Consider the following 13,635-nt stretch of genomic DNA (forward strand, 5'->3'; position numbering starts at 1 on the left):
CTTTTTATTCTTGTAGGGGTACTTGTTATTCAACCCTTTGCTTTTACTCTGTTTTGCGCTGTCTCGGGCAAATAYATATTTATGGCTAACCGCCTGTATGGACTGWGAATGCAAGGGGAATCGATGTTTCAATGCTGCTTGAAGTTCTGTTTTTCCAATCCATTTTCCGTTGTGTTGGGTGGCAAAGTCTTTGGCAAGAGATAGGCACTCGTTCCAAATTTGTGCTGAAATGCGGTTGCACTCAAATAGTCGATTCAGATCGGCTTTTGAAGTTTGAAACGCTGTTTTSACACATCGGATCACTTCGTTCTCTCCTCCTTTCCTGATTCTCGATAGGGTTGAAACGGTAACAGATGATCCTGCCGCTTCTGAACCTGGAATCAGATTTATCGACTCTTGCCTGCCTTCCCACATCAAAAAAAATAAGAACGTTTGTTTGAATTGATTATACCAAACAAATGTTCTCACTGACAGCGCTTTCTGAGCTATTGATAGGATCCAATCTGTCATTATGCAATTTCGATAATTCCATGTTAGGATGCTCTGAATAGAACATGAACATGATCGTTGTTGTAACTCCATTTCCTTGTTGGAAAATGTTGTAGTTTTTTTGACTTCGTTCAAAAAAGCCATTAGCGATTATAATAGGCAATTAGATTTAGTTCAAAGTCAATAGCCTCTAGGCTTCGCCTAGCCGAAATTCATCCCCTCCCTGAAGAGGAAGGGGACTTCTCTCGGAAAGCAGTTAAAGCGTGAGGAGAACAGAAATGGGACCAGTAATGGTACGAGAAGTCTCCCTCCTAATAAAGGAGAATAGCCTCCGGTCTCCCCCAGAACCCCAAACTCTGGTAATCTCATAAAAATAAAACTATCCGGAAAATGTAAATTCCGGATAGTTCCTGTAAGTGTTGTATGAATCCTGTTATTCACCAGCATTGCTATACGTATAGCTCGGGTAGGAACCAAGCAGTCGTACCTGGCAACCGATCGCTTCGATCTCGGACAGAGCGGCTGGCAACAGCACCGTGTCCATGGAAGCTTCAATGTCGATATAGAAATAATAATTGCCCAGCTTCTTCTTCGTCGGCCTTGACTCAATCTTGGACAAGTTGATACGCCGCCAAGCGAATGCGGACAGCACTTGATGAAGCGCACCCGGGTAATCCTCTGGCAGCGTGACGAGAATCGTCGTCTTGTGCTGTTCCGCCGGACGCAGGTCAGGCTTATCTCGCCCGAGTAAGACGAATCGAGTGTAGTTGTTGTCGTGATCGGTAATATTCTCCGCCAGCAGGTCCAGTCCATACAGCTTCGCCGACAGCTTCGTACCGATCGCAGCCAGCGTAGGATCGCCGGACTGCTGGACAATCCGGACACCTTCTGCAGTGCTGCTTACATTCTGATACGTCACTTGCGGCAGCTCAGCCTTCAAGAATTGGCGGCACTGGGCGATAGCCACGTCGATTGACACGACTCGACGAATGCCCGACATGTCCGACACACCCGGTGTCCGCCGACCGATTAGATTCTGCACGGAAGGATAGATCCACTCCGCCTGCATCGGCAGCTCCACGCCATCAACAATCGCATCGATATGCAGCTTCACCGAGCCCTCGATTGTATTCTCAATCGGAATGACGCTATAATCGGTCTCCCCTGACAATGTAGCCCCATACACATCCGATATTAATGTAAACGGCACGTACTCCACTTGTTGCGTATTGAAAAAATAACGGGTGGACTCTTCCGTAACCGTGCCTGCTGGTCCTAGAAAGGCGATTCGTTTCACGCTGGAACTTCCCCTTTAATGTTTTCGATAAGCGTACACAACGGATTGAAGTGTGTCAACACTTGCGCCCCATGCAAACACGGCTTCAGCCACAGCGTCTCGGCCTCGATACCCTCGCGCTTCAGCGTGTCGCGCAGGAAGCACTCTAGCTCCGCCTTGCCGCCTGCGGCCAGGCTCGCGGCATCGACAAGCGCGAGCAGCGTCGGCCCCGCGCCGCTCAAGGCGACCCCAAGCGCGCCGTGATCGACGGCGCGCTCCAGGATGTCGCTCATCCCCGGGATGAGCGACGCCCGGTAAGGCTGGTGCAACGCGTCTCGCATCGCGTGCCGGATCATGTCGTAGCGGCCGGTAGCGAGCGCCGCTACGAGCAACGAGCTGTGGCCGACGTTGTACACGGCGTCCTTCATCGGCACGGAAGTAGGCAGCACATGGCGCGCCTTCTCCGTCGACAGCTGGAACTGCGGGATTGCGACGAGCACCTCAAGCCGGTCCTCCGGCTCGAGGCGCAGGTGCTCGGCACGCTCCCCGTCCCAGAATGCCGCGATCACGCCGCCGAATAAGGACGCGCCTACGTTGTCTGGATGCTTCTCAAGCGCTGATGCCATTTGGAACAACGTGTAGTCGGACAGCGGGCGGCCGATCAAGGCATTCGCCGCGACCAGCGCACCGACGATCGCCGAGGCGCTACTGCCTAGTCCACGCGTGAGCGGAATGTCGCTGTACATCGCGATGTCCAGCTCAGGGTGATCCACGCCTGCTGCACGAAATACTTGTTGGGCCACTTCGTAGACCAGGTTCGACTTGTCCGTAGGAACACCATTCATCTGATCGCCATACAAGCGAATCGTCGTCCGTTCGGTAGCCACACTCATCTCAATCCATGCATACAAATTCAATGCCATGCCGAGCGAATCGAAGCCCGGTCCTAGATTGGCCGTACTGGCCGGAATTTTAACGTAAACACGTTGTTCGGTACTCATCCTTGTGTTTCCTCCAGCTTACTATGAAATCTCCCTGTACTCGATTCGATTTAACCTTCTACCCGGTAAACGCTCTTGATTGCAAAGATGACATCCAGTGACTGGAAGTGATCGAGCACCTTCTTCATGCTTGCCTTGCTCGCATCGTGCGTAATGATGATGATCTCGGCGTCGGCATGGTTCGCGTTCGGTTGCTGCACCACGGATTCGAGGCTGACCTCATGCTCCGCGAACACTTGTGTAATCTTCGCCAGCACGCCGGCTTTATCCGCCACATGCAGCAATATATAATACTTGGATGCGATTTGCTCGTCGGTCTTAAGTTTCTTCTCCTTATAAGGGACGAAGACACGCTGACCGTTCACACCAAGCTTCAAATTCTTAACGACTGCAACCAAGTCAGCTACGACAGAAGTCGCTGTAGGCATTTCCCCTGCGCCCGGTCCATAGAACATCGTCTCGCCAACTGCCTCGCCATGTACGTATACAGCGTTGAAAACACCATTAACCGCAGCAAGCGGATGTGTCTTGTTAACCATGGTCGGCTGAACACTGACGCTGATCAGGTCATCCTGGCGCTCTGCGATACCGAGCAACTTGATCTCATAGCCGAGGCGCTGGCCATAGGTGATATCTTCCTTGGACACCTGAGAGATGCCCTTAACTTCGACATCAGCCAGTTCCACATTCGCATGGAAGCCTAGTGTGCTGAGAATCGCCATCTTCCGAGCGGCATCCAGCCCCTCCACATCCGAAGTCGGATCCGATTCGGCATAACCAAGCTGCTGGGCTTCTTTCAAGACATCTGCATAGGATGCGCCTTCTTGACTCATCTTGGTCAAGATATAGTTGGTCGTTCCGTTCACAATACCCATGATCTTCGTGATCCGGTCGGAAGAGAACCCTTCGATCAAAGTGCGGATAATCGGTATACCGCCAGCCACACTTGCTTCGTAATACACATCGCAGCCTTTCTCCGACGCTTTGGACAATATCTCAGTCCCATGCAAGGCCATCAAGTCTTTATTCGCTGTAACGATATGCTTGCCCCGCTCCAGAGCAGCGAGAATGTATTCCTTCGTTGTATCAATCCCGCCCATCACTTCGACCACCACATCAATCTGCGGATCATCGATGATGTCCCAAGCGTTCTCTGTAAGCTTGTTCGCATCGATATTGAACCGGCGCGCTTTACTGCGATCCTGCACGAGCACCTTCTCGATTTGGATCGGCGAGCCTACTTGCTTCTGCAAATCTTCCTGATAGCCTTCGACAATGCGGATAACCCCGGTTCCGACCGTCCCCATTCCCAATAGACCGACTTTCACTGGTTTCATATTTCAATTCCTCCCGAATAAGTAATGTAGGTGTATCGTTATCCTTGACCAATGACCGTGGCACGCGCAACTCCATCTTGGTCGCGAATGGCGTCCAGAAGTTGCACCACGTTCTCTCCCATATGGGAAGTTTCCACGGAAAGCACCACATTCGCTTTCCCCTGCAACGGAATCGTTTGATGAATCGTTAGAACGTTACCATCCAGTCCGGCAATAATGGCCAGCACTTTCGATAAAATACCCGCACGATGCAGCAAATCCATCGAGATCGTCACAATTCGCTCGCGATCCAGCTTACTAAGCGGATGAATGCCATCCTTGTATTTGTAAAATGCGCTCCGGCTAAGTCCACACCGGTCAGCGGCTTCATGCACCGTCTTGGCTTCCCCTTTGGCTAACAATTCCTTCGCCTGAATCGTCTTCACCAAAGCCTCCGGCAATATATCTTCGCGCACTAGAAAATATCGCTCCGTCTTGGCCTCATCCGTTCGGATGGCGGAAGGGGTTGATGCAGGTCTGGCACGTAAAATCGGCTCTGCCTGATTTCCTGTGGACGGAGGTCCAGCTTGGTTATTCGCAGCGCTGTCTACAGCCCCAGCTGTATGATCTGAAGTATGACTAGTATCGCTTGTTGTTTCCGTATCCGTCGGACCGTCGCCTGAAGTCGTCATTTCCATCCCTTTACCACCGTCCTCCCGTAAGAGACCTTTGTTTGCATATAGTGGACATTATAACGGAAGTACAAGGAGGGAGCAAGAGGCAATTTTGAAAATAGGTATTCAGACTGGACGGCGAAAGATTCGTATGAAATAATACTATCCAGTTCAACTCATGCAAACACGATGTGCTTGCTTACTTCAACCAGTCAGCCAGGAGGTAAAATCATGGAATTGCGGCTCATTGCAGCAGCCTTGCTGTTCAACGGGGACGACCTATTAATGATGAAACGATCCGAGAAACGAACGCTAAATCCTGGGTTATGGGCGACAGTAGGTGGACACCTCGAGCCATCCGAATTGGCCGATCCGAAGCTGGCCTGCTTACGTGAGATTTATGAGGAAACCGGATTCGAAGAGCATGATATAGAGCAACTGACGCTTCGTTATGTGCTGATGCGCAATAACAAGGGCGAATTTCGCCAGCAGTTTATTTATGTAGGCCGCGCCAAACGAAGGGACTTTCATAGCACAGACGAAGGGGAGCTTCACTGGATTCCGACATCTGCCATCCTCGACCGGCCCCTTCCCTACACATTCCGAGCAACCCTGGAACACTTCGTCTCCAAACCACACTCTCCCCATGTATGGATGGGGTCTGTAGTTCGATCACTTGAAGTCGACGAACCCCTAGTCGTGTGGACGCCCCTAACAGATCCGCTTATGTAAGTTGCCTTAATAACAGAAAGGACCGTCTGGCTGTATTCACAGCTTGACGGTCCTAAGTACTTCATATTAATCGTGTTCCACGAACTCGAACTCGTAATCGCCAATCCGTACCATATGGCCGTCTTCGGCACCCTTCTTCCGCAATGCACTATCTACGCCAAGCTTACGCATGACGCGCGCTAATCGCATGACGGCTTCGTAGGAGCCAAGGTTCATCCTTTTAATCATCTTCTCGATCCCCGGACTCTCAATAATGAACGTATCGTTCTCACGGCGAATCGTGAAGTCACGATCCTCGTCTTTGTCCAGCTTGTATATTTTGCGCTCGGACACTTCAGATACTTCCTCGACCAACGGAGCTTCCGGAATCGTCGCTAACACATCAGCAGCACGATACAGTACTTCTTGAATGCCCTTCTTTGTTACGGCGGAGATCGGTAATATCTCCACCTGATGGCCGTCTTCCGCAAGTCGCTCTCTGAACATAACCAAGTACTCTTCAGCATCTGGCATGTCCATCTTATTGGCGACGACAATCTGCGGGCGTTCGGCCAGCTTCTCGTTGTATAGCCGCAGCTCCTCGTTAATCTTCAGCCAGTCATCATATGGATCCCGGCCTTCTGTGCCGGCCATATCGATAACATGCAAGATGACCCGGGTGCGCTCCACATGCCGTAGGAACTCGTGGCCGAGCCCAACGCCCTCATGTGCGCCTTCGATCAAGCCTGGCAAGTCAGCCATGACGAAGCTGCGGCCATCCCCCACATCTACTACGCCGAGATTCGGCGTAATGGTCGTGAAGTGGTACGCTCCGATCTTCGGCTGCGCAGCTGACACGACGGATAACAGCGTCGACTTCCCGACGCTTGGGAATCCGACTAGCCCAACGTCGGCCATAACCTTTAATTCCAGGACGATCCAACGCTCCTGACCTTCTTCGCCGTTCTCAGCGATCTCTGGTGCGGTATTGTTGGCCGTCGCGAACCGTATATTGCCCCTGCCTCCACGACCACCCTTCGCGACAACAACTTGCTGTCCATGGCGAACAAGGTCAGCGATAACCTCCTGCGTATCATCATTGATGACAACGGTTCCCGGAGGTACGCGAACGAGCATATCATCGGCGTTCGCCCCATTCTGGCTCTTGTTACGGCCCTTCTCGCCACGGGTCGCTTTAAAATGCTTTTGGTAACGGAAGTCGATCAAGGTACGCAGTCCTTCATCGACACGGAAGATCACATCGCCGCCGTCTCCTCCGTCCCCTCCTGCTGGTCCGCCCATCGGCACATACAGCTCGCGGCGAAATGATACGATCCCATCGCCGCCGTCGCCGCCTTTTACATATATTTTGGCTTTATCCAAAAACATTCCTTACACCTCATTCGTGAACCAACGGGATTGCTAGGGTAAGCGTCGCCCATTGCGATTCAAATTCGCTCTCCGACCGAATCTCGCTATTCGTTCCGGCGAGTGCGATCCGTTCCGATATAGATTGCTGTAACGCTGCTTGATCGTAGTAGCCGCGGAAATCAAATATGAGCATAAGCTCCTGCTCCTGCGTTAACCATTCCAGCTGCAGGTTGTGCAACTCGCCATTCATCGATTCGTATGTATGACGCTGGAAGCAGTCCAGCAGCGCAATGGTTAGGTTCGCAACCCAACCCGCATCTACGGGCAGCTCTTGCAACTGTAACCCCGGCTCCACTTCAACCTCCAACTGGATCATGGGACACCGCACGCGAAAAGTTTGCAAATACACAATTAGTTCCGTCACACCTAACTTGGCAATCAAACTTTCGCGAGCCGCCTTTTGCTTTATTGTTTCCATAAACTCGATCATTTTATCAACCTTGTTCATTCGCAAATATCCATATAGCACTTGGATATCATTCATCCAGTCATGTCTTAGGTAGTTAACGACATCCATCAACAGCTCGTCTTTGGCTTGCAGCTCGCGCTGGTGGGTGTGATCCACGGAATTGGTTTCTTCTTCCAGATCCATCTGAAATCTTCTCCGTTCCTTGAACTTCCTACCAGTATACCATTGTGAATGGTAAATTTAAACAAGCGCACCTTCTACAAATTAATAACCCCACAAAGTGATGTAGGCCTTCGAAGTTTATTCCTGTTACTTTGCGGGGACCCCGGGACTATAACCCCACAAAGTAACGTAAGCCTTCGAAGTTGATTCCTATTACTTTGCGGGGACCCCGGGAATTTAAAAAACCCCAGCCTAAGCCGGGGTTCCTGACCATTCGTGATTTACGCTTCGACTGCTGCTGCAACCGGAGCTGCATCTACCGGATACACGCTCACTTTCTTGCGATCGCGTCCCCAACGTTCGAATTTCACAACGCCTTCCACTTTTGCGAAGAGCGTGTCGTCCGAACCGATGCCCACATTGTTACCTGGGTGAATCTTGGTGCCGCGTTGGCGGACCAGGATGCTGCCTGCGGTTACAGTCTGACCGTCTGCACGCTTAGTGCCAAGGCGCTTCGCCATGCTGTCGCGGCCGTTCTTTGTGGAACCTACCCCTTTTTTCGAAGCGAATAGCTGAAGGTTTAATTTCAACATGATAGTTTACCTCCTGTTCTCTAATAGTTGATCTTGCATATCGATATATCGTCCGTATTCCTTCTGAATCGTGTCCAACATCACGACCATCGATTCCAGAAGCAATTGTATCTTCGTGTTCGTTTCCTGCTCCAGATCGACTGGAACCTCCACACGCAGCAACCCAAGCTTCATCGTGCTCGGCAACTCCACGCCTGTCAAGGTTTCCACCGCATTCACGGTGCCGACGGTAACAGCGGACACTCCAGCACATACAATGTCTTTGCCCGACTTATCATAGTGGGCATGACCGGAAACGGAAAAACCAGCGATACGGCCATCGGCCAGTCGTTGCATGATAACTCGTACCATTAGCCCGACCTCTTACGCCTGGATTGTCTCGATAACCACTTTAGTGTAAGGCTGACGATGACCTTGCTTGCGGCGGTAGTTCTTCTTCGCTTTGTACTTGAAAACGAGAATTTTCTCGCCTTTGCCATGCTTCTCCACTTTCGCGGATACACTAGCTCCAGAGATAAGCGGGGAACCCGTTGTAAGACCGTCATTGCTCGATACTGCCAATACGCGGTCAAATGTTACGACTTCACCTTCTGTTGCAGTCAACTTCTCGATGTATAATACATCGCCTACTGCTACTTTGTACTGCTTGCCACCTGTTTCGATAATTGCGTACATTCGTTACGCACCTCCTCATGTCTCAGACTCGCCTATTCAGGTGGCGTTCTGCTCACAGCGTTAAGCCGGGCATACGCTCTTCGGTTCGTACCTGTTTCGCGCGGTTACAGCATGTGCAGCATGCGCTGACAACACACATTCGTCTATTATAGCGGAATAATACTGGCTATGCAACAACAGAATTAATAGAACTTATTGGGCGGCCTGTGGTGCATCTTCGGCTTCGCTGTGGGTACCGGTGCTGGCACCTTACCTGTACCACCGCAATGCGGACAAGCGACGATATGCAATTCGTCCAGACTCTCACGCACCTTCTTGCGTGTCAATTCCAGCAAACCCAGACGCGTCCAACCTACTACGAGTGACTTCGTCCGATCCCGCTTCATGATTTCGGCGAGATGGTCGGCTATCTCCGTACGGCTCTTCTCGGACGACATATCGATGAAATCGACTATGATGATGCCGCCGAAATCTCTTAATCGCAACAGTCTGCCGATCTGTTCCGCTGCCTCCAGATTCGTCGTATACACGGTATCTTCCAGGCTGCTGCTTCCCGTGTACTTGCCCGTGTTCACGTCAATGACGGTCAGCGCCTCGGTCCGATCAATGATCAGATAACCGCCGCTCTTCAACCAAACCTTACGTTGCACGGCCGACTCTAGCTGTTGATGAATGCCGAGTGTATGATGGAGCAGCTTGCCCGAATCATCTCGTTGTACCCGGATACGTCCATCAAGCTTCAAACCCATCTCGCGAGTTAACCTGCTGATCTCGGATGCTTTCCCCGCATCGTCGATTACCAGCTCGTCCACCTGCTCGGTGAACGAATCGCGAACAAGTCGTTCCAGCACACCTGGCTCTCGGAACAGAAGTTCCGGCACCTTCGCGCGCTCGGCTCGTTCCAGAATGCGAGTCCACTCGCTGCGCAGCATGTTTAGATCTCGTTCCAGTGCTTCCGGGGGTTCCCCTTCCGCCACCGTACGGATAATCATCCCTTCGCCGGGTCGACGTATCCGTTCGGCAATTTCCTTCAATCTGGCTCGCTCCGATTCCCCGTCAATCTTACGGGATATTCCCACGTAATCGGCATTCGGCATATACACGATCCAACGTCCAGGCAGAGAGAAGTGCGTGGTCACACGCGCCCCTTTTGTGCCAAGCGATTCTTTGGCAATCTGAACCGTCAGCTCCTGTCCTTCGCGCAGCAACTCCGTAATCGGCGGCTTCATTCGCGGCACCTGATCCAGATGCGCAGGCAGAACGTCATCGATATATATAAATCCATTTTTCTCCAAGCCGATCTGAACAAAAGCGGCCTGCATCCCCGGGAGAACATTCACAACTTTTCCTTTGTATACGTTACCTACCAGTTGAGCCTTGACCGGACGATCGGAATAGAACTCTGTCAACTGACCATCCTCAAGCAGGGCGACCTGTGTATCGCCTTCACGGCTCTGTACCACAATTTGCTTCATGCACTCACCTCGGCTTTCTCGTCCTCACGCTTCTATTTTAACATGAAAACATCAGAAACGGGACTTCCGGGGCGATTCAAATGAAAATATGCATGCAGGAGCCGTTGTTCGGGCAACACAGCCTTCACACTGCCTCCAGTTCCGAGTACGTAGACGATGTGATACTTCTCTCGCATGAACAGTTGTACAATATCCACTACGGTCCGGTGCGGAGCGACTACGATCGGTTGTGCCAACGTCCCTCTGTCAATCAGCGGTACCATTCGGCTGTTCCGATTCGTTAGAAAGCGTACGAACTGATAGGAAGCGTTCCGGAAGCCATACCAATTGGACACTAACAAGAATACGGCAATGATCAGGAGGTTGAACGCAATTCCGTCCGAATGAATTCGCCAGAACGAGGCCATAATCAGACCGATGCTTAATCCCATACTAACCCACGTACTGGCCTGAATAGCCCGGTAGTAGGGAATCCAGCAGCTCAGCAGCGCTTGCATAACTTTGCCCCCATCGAGCGGGAGAACGGGAATGAGATTGAACAACCCGATCATCATATTCGCCTTGACGAAGTAGGAGCTCCATTCTGAATCCCAGAGGCCCAGACCCATCAGTGCATAAGTAACTCCAATCATCCAAGCGTTCTGCAGCGGACCTGCCAACGCAACGAGGATGTCCTCCTTGATCGTGCTTCGGCCTAATTGCTCCGTCTCCGCTACGCCGCCGAATGGCAGCAATTCCACTTTCGTCACCGTCCAGCCGAAGCTTCGGGCTGCCGCTACATGTCCCAGCTCATGAATGAGCACGATGGAAAACAACATAAGCAGCTCCGTGAAATAACCGGTTATGACGGAGAACAGCATCATGATCGTAAATAAGGGATGTAGGCGAAAGCGGATGCCGAATAGTTTAATCAAATGGGACCACATCCAGTGGATCGATCCATTGGTTGTCCTTTTTCATGGCGAACTGCAGCCGTCCCGTTTTATTCCCCGCTCCAGCGGATATTTGACCAACGATCTCTCCGCCTTTGATCCAATCGTACTTCTTGATAGTGGTTGCTGACAGCCCCCCATAAGTCGATTGCAGCCCGTTGGCATGCTGAATAACGACCGTGACTCGGTTATCGGTACCAGTCGTGACAGCAATAATTCGCCCTGCGTCTACCGCCTTCGCCTCACCGGATGCGGTTTCAATCGTGATCATCGGATCGGATAAAGTGTAGGGCACGATAATTTGCCCGGTGATCGGACTATACAGCTGCCGTGCATTGACTGTGCTAGCTTTTTGCGTCTCGGGGTCGGCTCTGCGCCAGGAGGCAGGCAGAATAGCAGGCAAACCGCTGAATTTTGCTTCGTACCAGGCGGCAGTGGCTGTGAAATCATAGTCTGTGGTCAAGGCTGACGTGATCCATTGCCTGCCCTTCAGCGTCAAGGGATGATCGAAGCGGAACGTACCGAGCGCAAGCGCGAAGATCACCGCAGAAACCCCGAATTTCACCCATAATTGACGTCTGGTCGGCGGAGATAGCCAGCGATTGCCGGTATAAGTACGCTCAATGGGATAATCAATACGGTTATAGCTGGGTGAAGTCCACTCGGAGCTCTCACTGCGATAACGGTCACGCTGATTCCATACGAACTCCGGATCCAGCCAGCGCTCATCGGTTGGTAGATGCACCGGCTCCTGAGTCGTTGTCGTTGGCAACACATTGGGGATCGATTGTCGTTGCTGTTGTCGTTGAGCTTGAGGCTGCAGTTGCCTTTGCGGACTCGGTTCAGAAAGCTGTCTCATCCGGTCGATTCTTCTTTGTTTTACATTCGATTTGACTTCCATATGGGGATGACCTCCATCAACATTACGTAGGCCAAGCTACACTCCCTACATGTTTATGAGCATCCCTCTGTGCATATGTACCCTTTGTACCGGATTATCGCTATGAATTCGATCCGACAAGTCATATGCCATCCCGAAAAATCGCAGGAATACCTGGAACGCTTCCTCTTGAACCCTTGGCTGCTTGGCAAAATAGTCAATGAGCCCCTGAACATCGGCTCCGCCTCCGAGCTTGTGATACGGAAAATGCTAAGTATAGGAAGGCGGTCAATCGCGTAGGGAGGATTAGAAACAAATAACCCGCAGTAAAAGCCTTCATCCGAGGCATTTACTGCGGGTATTACGTTAACTCCATTCCGTGCTCTCTAGGAGCTGGTGTTTCATAAGTGCAAGTATAAAATCTAAGTAGTAATCTTGGCGTACGATGACTCGGAAATGATGATTCTCATAAGGATAAAATAGAACGTCAGTATGCACGCTATTCCCTTCGAACGTTCTCTGAACCTGCTTCATTTCTTCCCAATACTTATCCTCAAAAATCCTGATATCAAACTCAACATCATCTTCATTCCGTGTTTCACTTATTGCAATAACGTTCTTGTTATACCGATAAACAATTGGCATCTCGATCTAACCTCTCTTCTTTAGATTAAATACCTAAAATAAACATAAAAACTAGATATAACTATAGATAACAACATGAGCGGAAAACCATACTATGAACCTCCCCTACTTACGCTTCACTAAGAAGTAGGGGTTTCTTACTACTACTTGCCGTAACTTTCTATAAGACAGCAGGTTGGCTACTGTCTTTCGCTACACATGTAGCGGAAACCGAACAGCAAGCTATCGTAAGCAACACTTTTGCAAGTGGGTGGGAACTCACCATCTACTACTTCTAGCTCTAGGCTATCCGTAGATACTTGACTTCTTTCGTTTTGCCCAAATCGCGTATATCTCCATGAAGATACTTGGACAAAATCCCCTTGCTGCCGTGAACATCTCGATGTTCTTCATAGCCGCAGGAACATTTGTAATTTCTTGTAGACGTTTTTTTCCTTCTACCGCAACAAGGACATTGTTGACTTGTATAGCTTTCATCCATCGTCTTCATCGTTGTTCCATGTTCTTCGAGCTTGTATTCGAGTTGCTTTTGAATTTTACCAAAACTCCAATTGGATAACTTTTGATTTACGATTTTTCTTCTTTTCTTTTTAGTGTTCCTCTGTACGCCTTCCACTTTGCCAACTACTATCGTTTTTACATCATTTTCCGTACACCACTGTACGAATTGTCTTGTTGTTTTGTGGATGGCATCGTTTAGTTGGCGGTCACTTTTGCTTAGTACGTACATTTTCGCTTTTTTGTACTTTTTCCATTGACGACTGCCTTTTTTGCACTTGCTCATGAGTTTTTGCAGCTCGGCTACCTTCTTGTTTCTAAACCTGTGTATGCTCCTTACTTTTCTTCCTGTGATGATGACAGCTTTGTTTTCTGTGGTCGTCGCTGTGATGGAATGAATTTCACCCAAATCAACACCAACAACTTGATTTCCTTGGTTTTCCGTTGCTGCTTTCCCATCTTCATAGC

General features: G+C 50.4%; 14 protein-coding genes, 1 pseudogene and 1 other annotated feature. Of the genes and pseudogenes, 1 reads left to right on the forward strand and 14 read right to left on the reverse strand.

Annotation, left to right across the window (positions count from 1 at the left end; genetic code table 11):
• From AC1DWB_RS27700 to AC1DWB_RS27720, 5 genes and pseudogenes are all read right to left on the reverse strand, one after another.
• Positions 1 to 468: pseudogene (locus AC1DWB_RS27700) on the reverse strand (hypothetical protein); the annotation flags it as partial.
• A 454-nt stretch (positions 469 to 922) separates the two neighbouring features.
• Positions 923 to 1,786 (reverse strand): prephenate dehydratase, encoded by an 864-nt coding sequence (pheA, locus tag AC1DWB_RS27705; protein WP_477544333.1) that lies wholly within the window; start codon positions 1,784 to 1,786, stop codon positions 923 to 925.
• On the reverse strand, positions 1,783 to 2,766 hold the full coding sequence (thrB, locus tag AC1DWB_RS27710) for a homoserine kinase (protein WP_477544334.1): 984 nt from the start codon (positions 2,764 to 2,766) through the stop codon (positions 1,783 to 1,785). The genes pheA and thrB overlap by 4 nt, the downstream gene beginning before the upstream one ends.
• 50 nt (positions 2,767 to 2,816) lie before the next feature.
• Positions 2,817 to 4,103 carry a homoserine dehydrogenase gene (locus AC1DWB_RS27715; RefSeq protein ID WP_477544335.1) on the reverse strand — a complete coding sequence of 429 codons (1,287 nt, stop codon included), beginning with the start codon at positions 4,101 to 4,103 and terminating at the stop codon, positions 2,817 to 2,819.
• Between the two features lie 38 nt (positions 4,104 to 4,141).
• Entirely contained in the window at positions 4,142 to 4,597 is a 456-nt protein-coding gene (locus AC1DWB_RS27720) for an ACT domain-containing protein (protein ID WP_477544346.1), read from the reverse strand.
• A 390-nt stretch (positions 4,598 to 4,987) separates the two neighbouring features.
• Between AC1DWB_RS27720 and AC1DWB_RS27725 the strand changes: the two genes are divergently transcribed.
• A complete protein-coding gene (locus AC1DWB_RS27725) occupies positions 4,988 to 5,488 on the forward strand; it encodes an NUDIX domain-containing protein (RefSeq protein ID WP_477544336.1) in 501 nt (166 codons plus the stop codon).
• Between the two features lie 66 nt (positions 5,489 to 5,554).
• Here the strand turns inward: AC1DWB_RS27725 and obgE are convergent, their stop codons facing one another.
• From obgE to AC1DWB_RS27770, 9 genes are all read right to left on the reverse strand, one after another.
• Entirely contained in the window at positions 5,555 to 6,856 is a 1,302-nt protein-coding gene (gene obgE / locus AC1DWB_RS27730) for a GTPase ObgE (protein WP_477544337.1), read from the reverse strand.
• Between the two features lie 10 nt (positions 6,857 to 6,866).
• A complete protein-coding gene (locus tag AC1DWB_RS27735) occupies positions 6,867 to 7,490 on the reverse strand; it encodes a Spo0B domain-containing protein (protein ID WP_477544338.1) in 624 nt (207 codons plus the stop codon).
• Positions 7,491 to 7,750: 260 nt separating this feature from the next.
• A complete protein-coding gene (gene rpmA, locus AC1DWB_RS27740; protein ID WP_477544339.1) occupies positions 7,751 to 8,062 on the reverse strand; it encodes a 50S ribosomal protein L27 in 312 nt (103 codons plus the stop codon).
• Between the two features lie 6 nt (positions 8,063 to 8,068).
• Complete coding sequence (locus AC1DWB_RS27745; RefSeq protein WP_477544340.1) at positions 8,069 to 8,413, reverse strand: ribosomal-processing cysteine protease Prp; 345 nt, start codon at positions 8,411 to 8,413, stop codon at positions 8,069 to 8,071.
• A gap of 12 nt (positions 8,414 to 8,425) precedes the next feature.
• Entirely contained in the window at positions 8,426 to 8,737 is a 312-nt protein-coding gene (rplU, locus tag AC1DWB_RS27750) for a 50S ribosomal protein L21 (protein ID WP_477544341.1), read from the reverse strand.
• A 14-nt stretch (positions 8,738 to 8,751) separates the two neighbouring features.
• Positions 8,752 to 8,853 (reverse strand) — a sequence feature (ribosomal protein L21 leader region).
• A gap of 66 nt (positions 8,854 to 8,919) precedes the next feature.
• Complete coding sequence (locus AC1DWB_RS27755) at positions 8,920 to 10,212, reverse strand: Rne/Rng family ribonuclease (protein ID WP_477544342.1); 1,293 nt, start codon at positions 10,210 to 10,212, stop codon at positions 8,920 to 8,922.
• Positions 10,213 to 10,244: 32 nt separating this feature from the next.
• On the reverse strand, positions 10,245 to 11,126 hold the full coding sequence (locus AC1DWB_RS27760) for a M50 family metallopeptidase (protein ID WP_477544343.1): 882 nt from the start codon (positions 11,124 to 11,126) through the stop codon (positions 10,245 to 10,247).
• Positions 11,119 to 12,045, reverse strand: coding sequence for a peptidoglycan DD-metalloendopeptidase family protein (locus AC1DWB_RS27765; protein ID WP_477544344.1), 927 nt, complete (start codon positions 12,043 to 12,045; stop codon positions 11,119 to 11,121). Before AC1DWB_RS27765 ends, AC1DWB_RS27760 begins: the two co-directional genes overlap by 8 nt.
• A 904-nt stretch (positions 12,046 to 12,949) precedes the next feature.
• Positions 12,950 to 13,635, reverse strand: a 686-nt coding sequence (locus tag AC1DWB_RS27770) for an RNA-guided endonuclease InsQ/TnpB family protein (protein WP_477544345.1), incomplete at its 5' end; no start/stop codon positions are given.

The organism is Paenibacillus sp. P4_E11, from assembly GCF_056401635.1.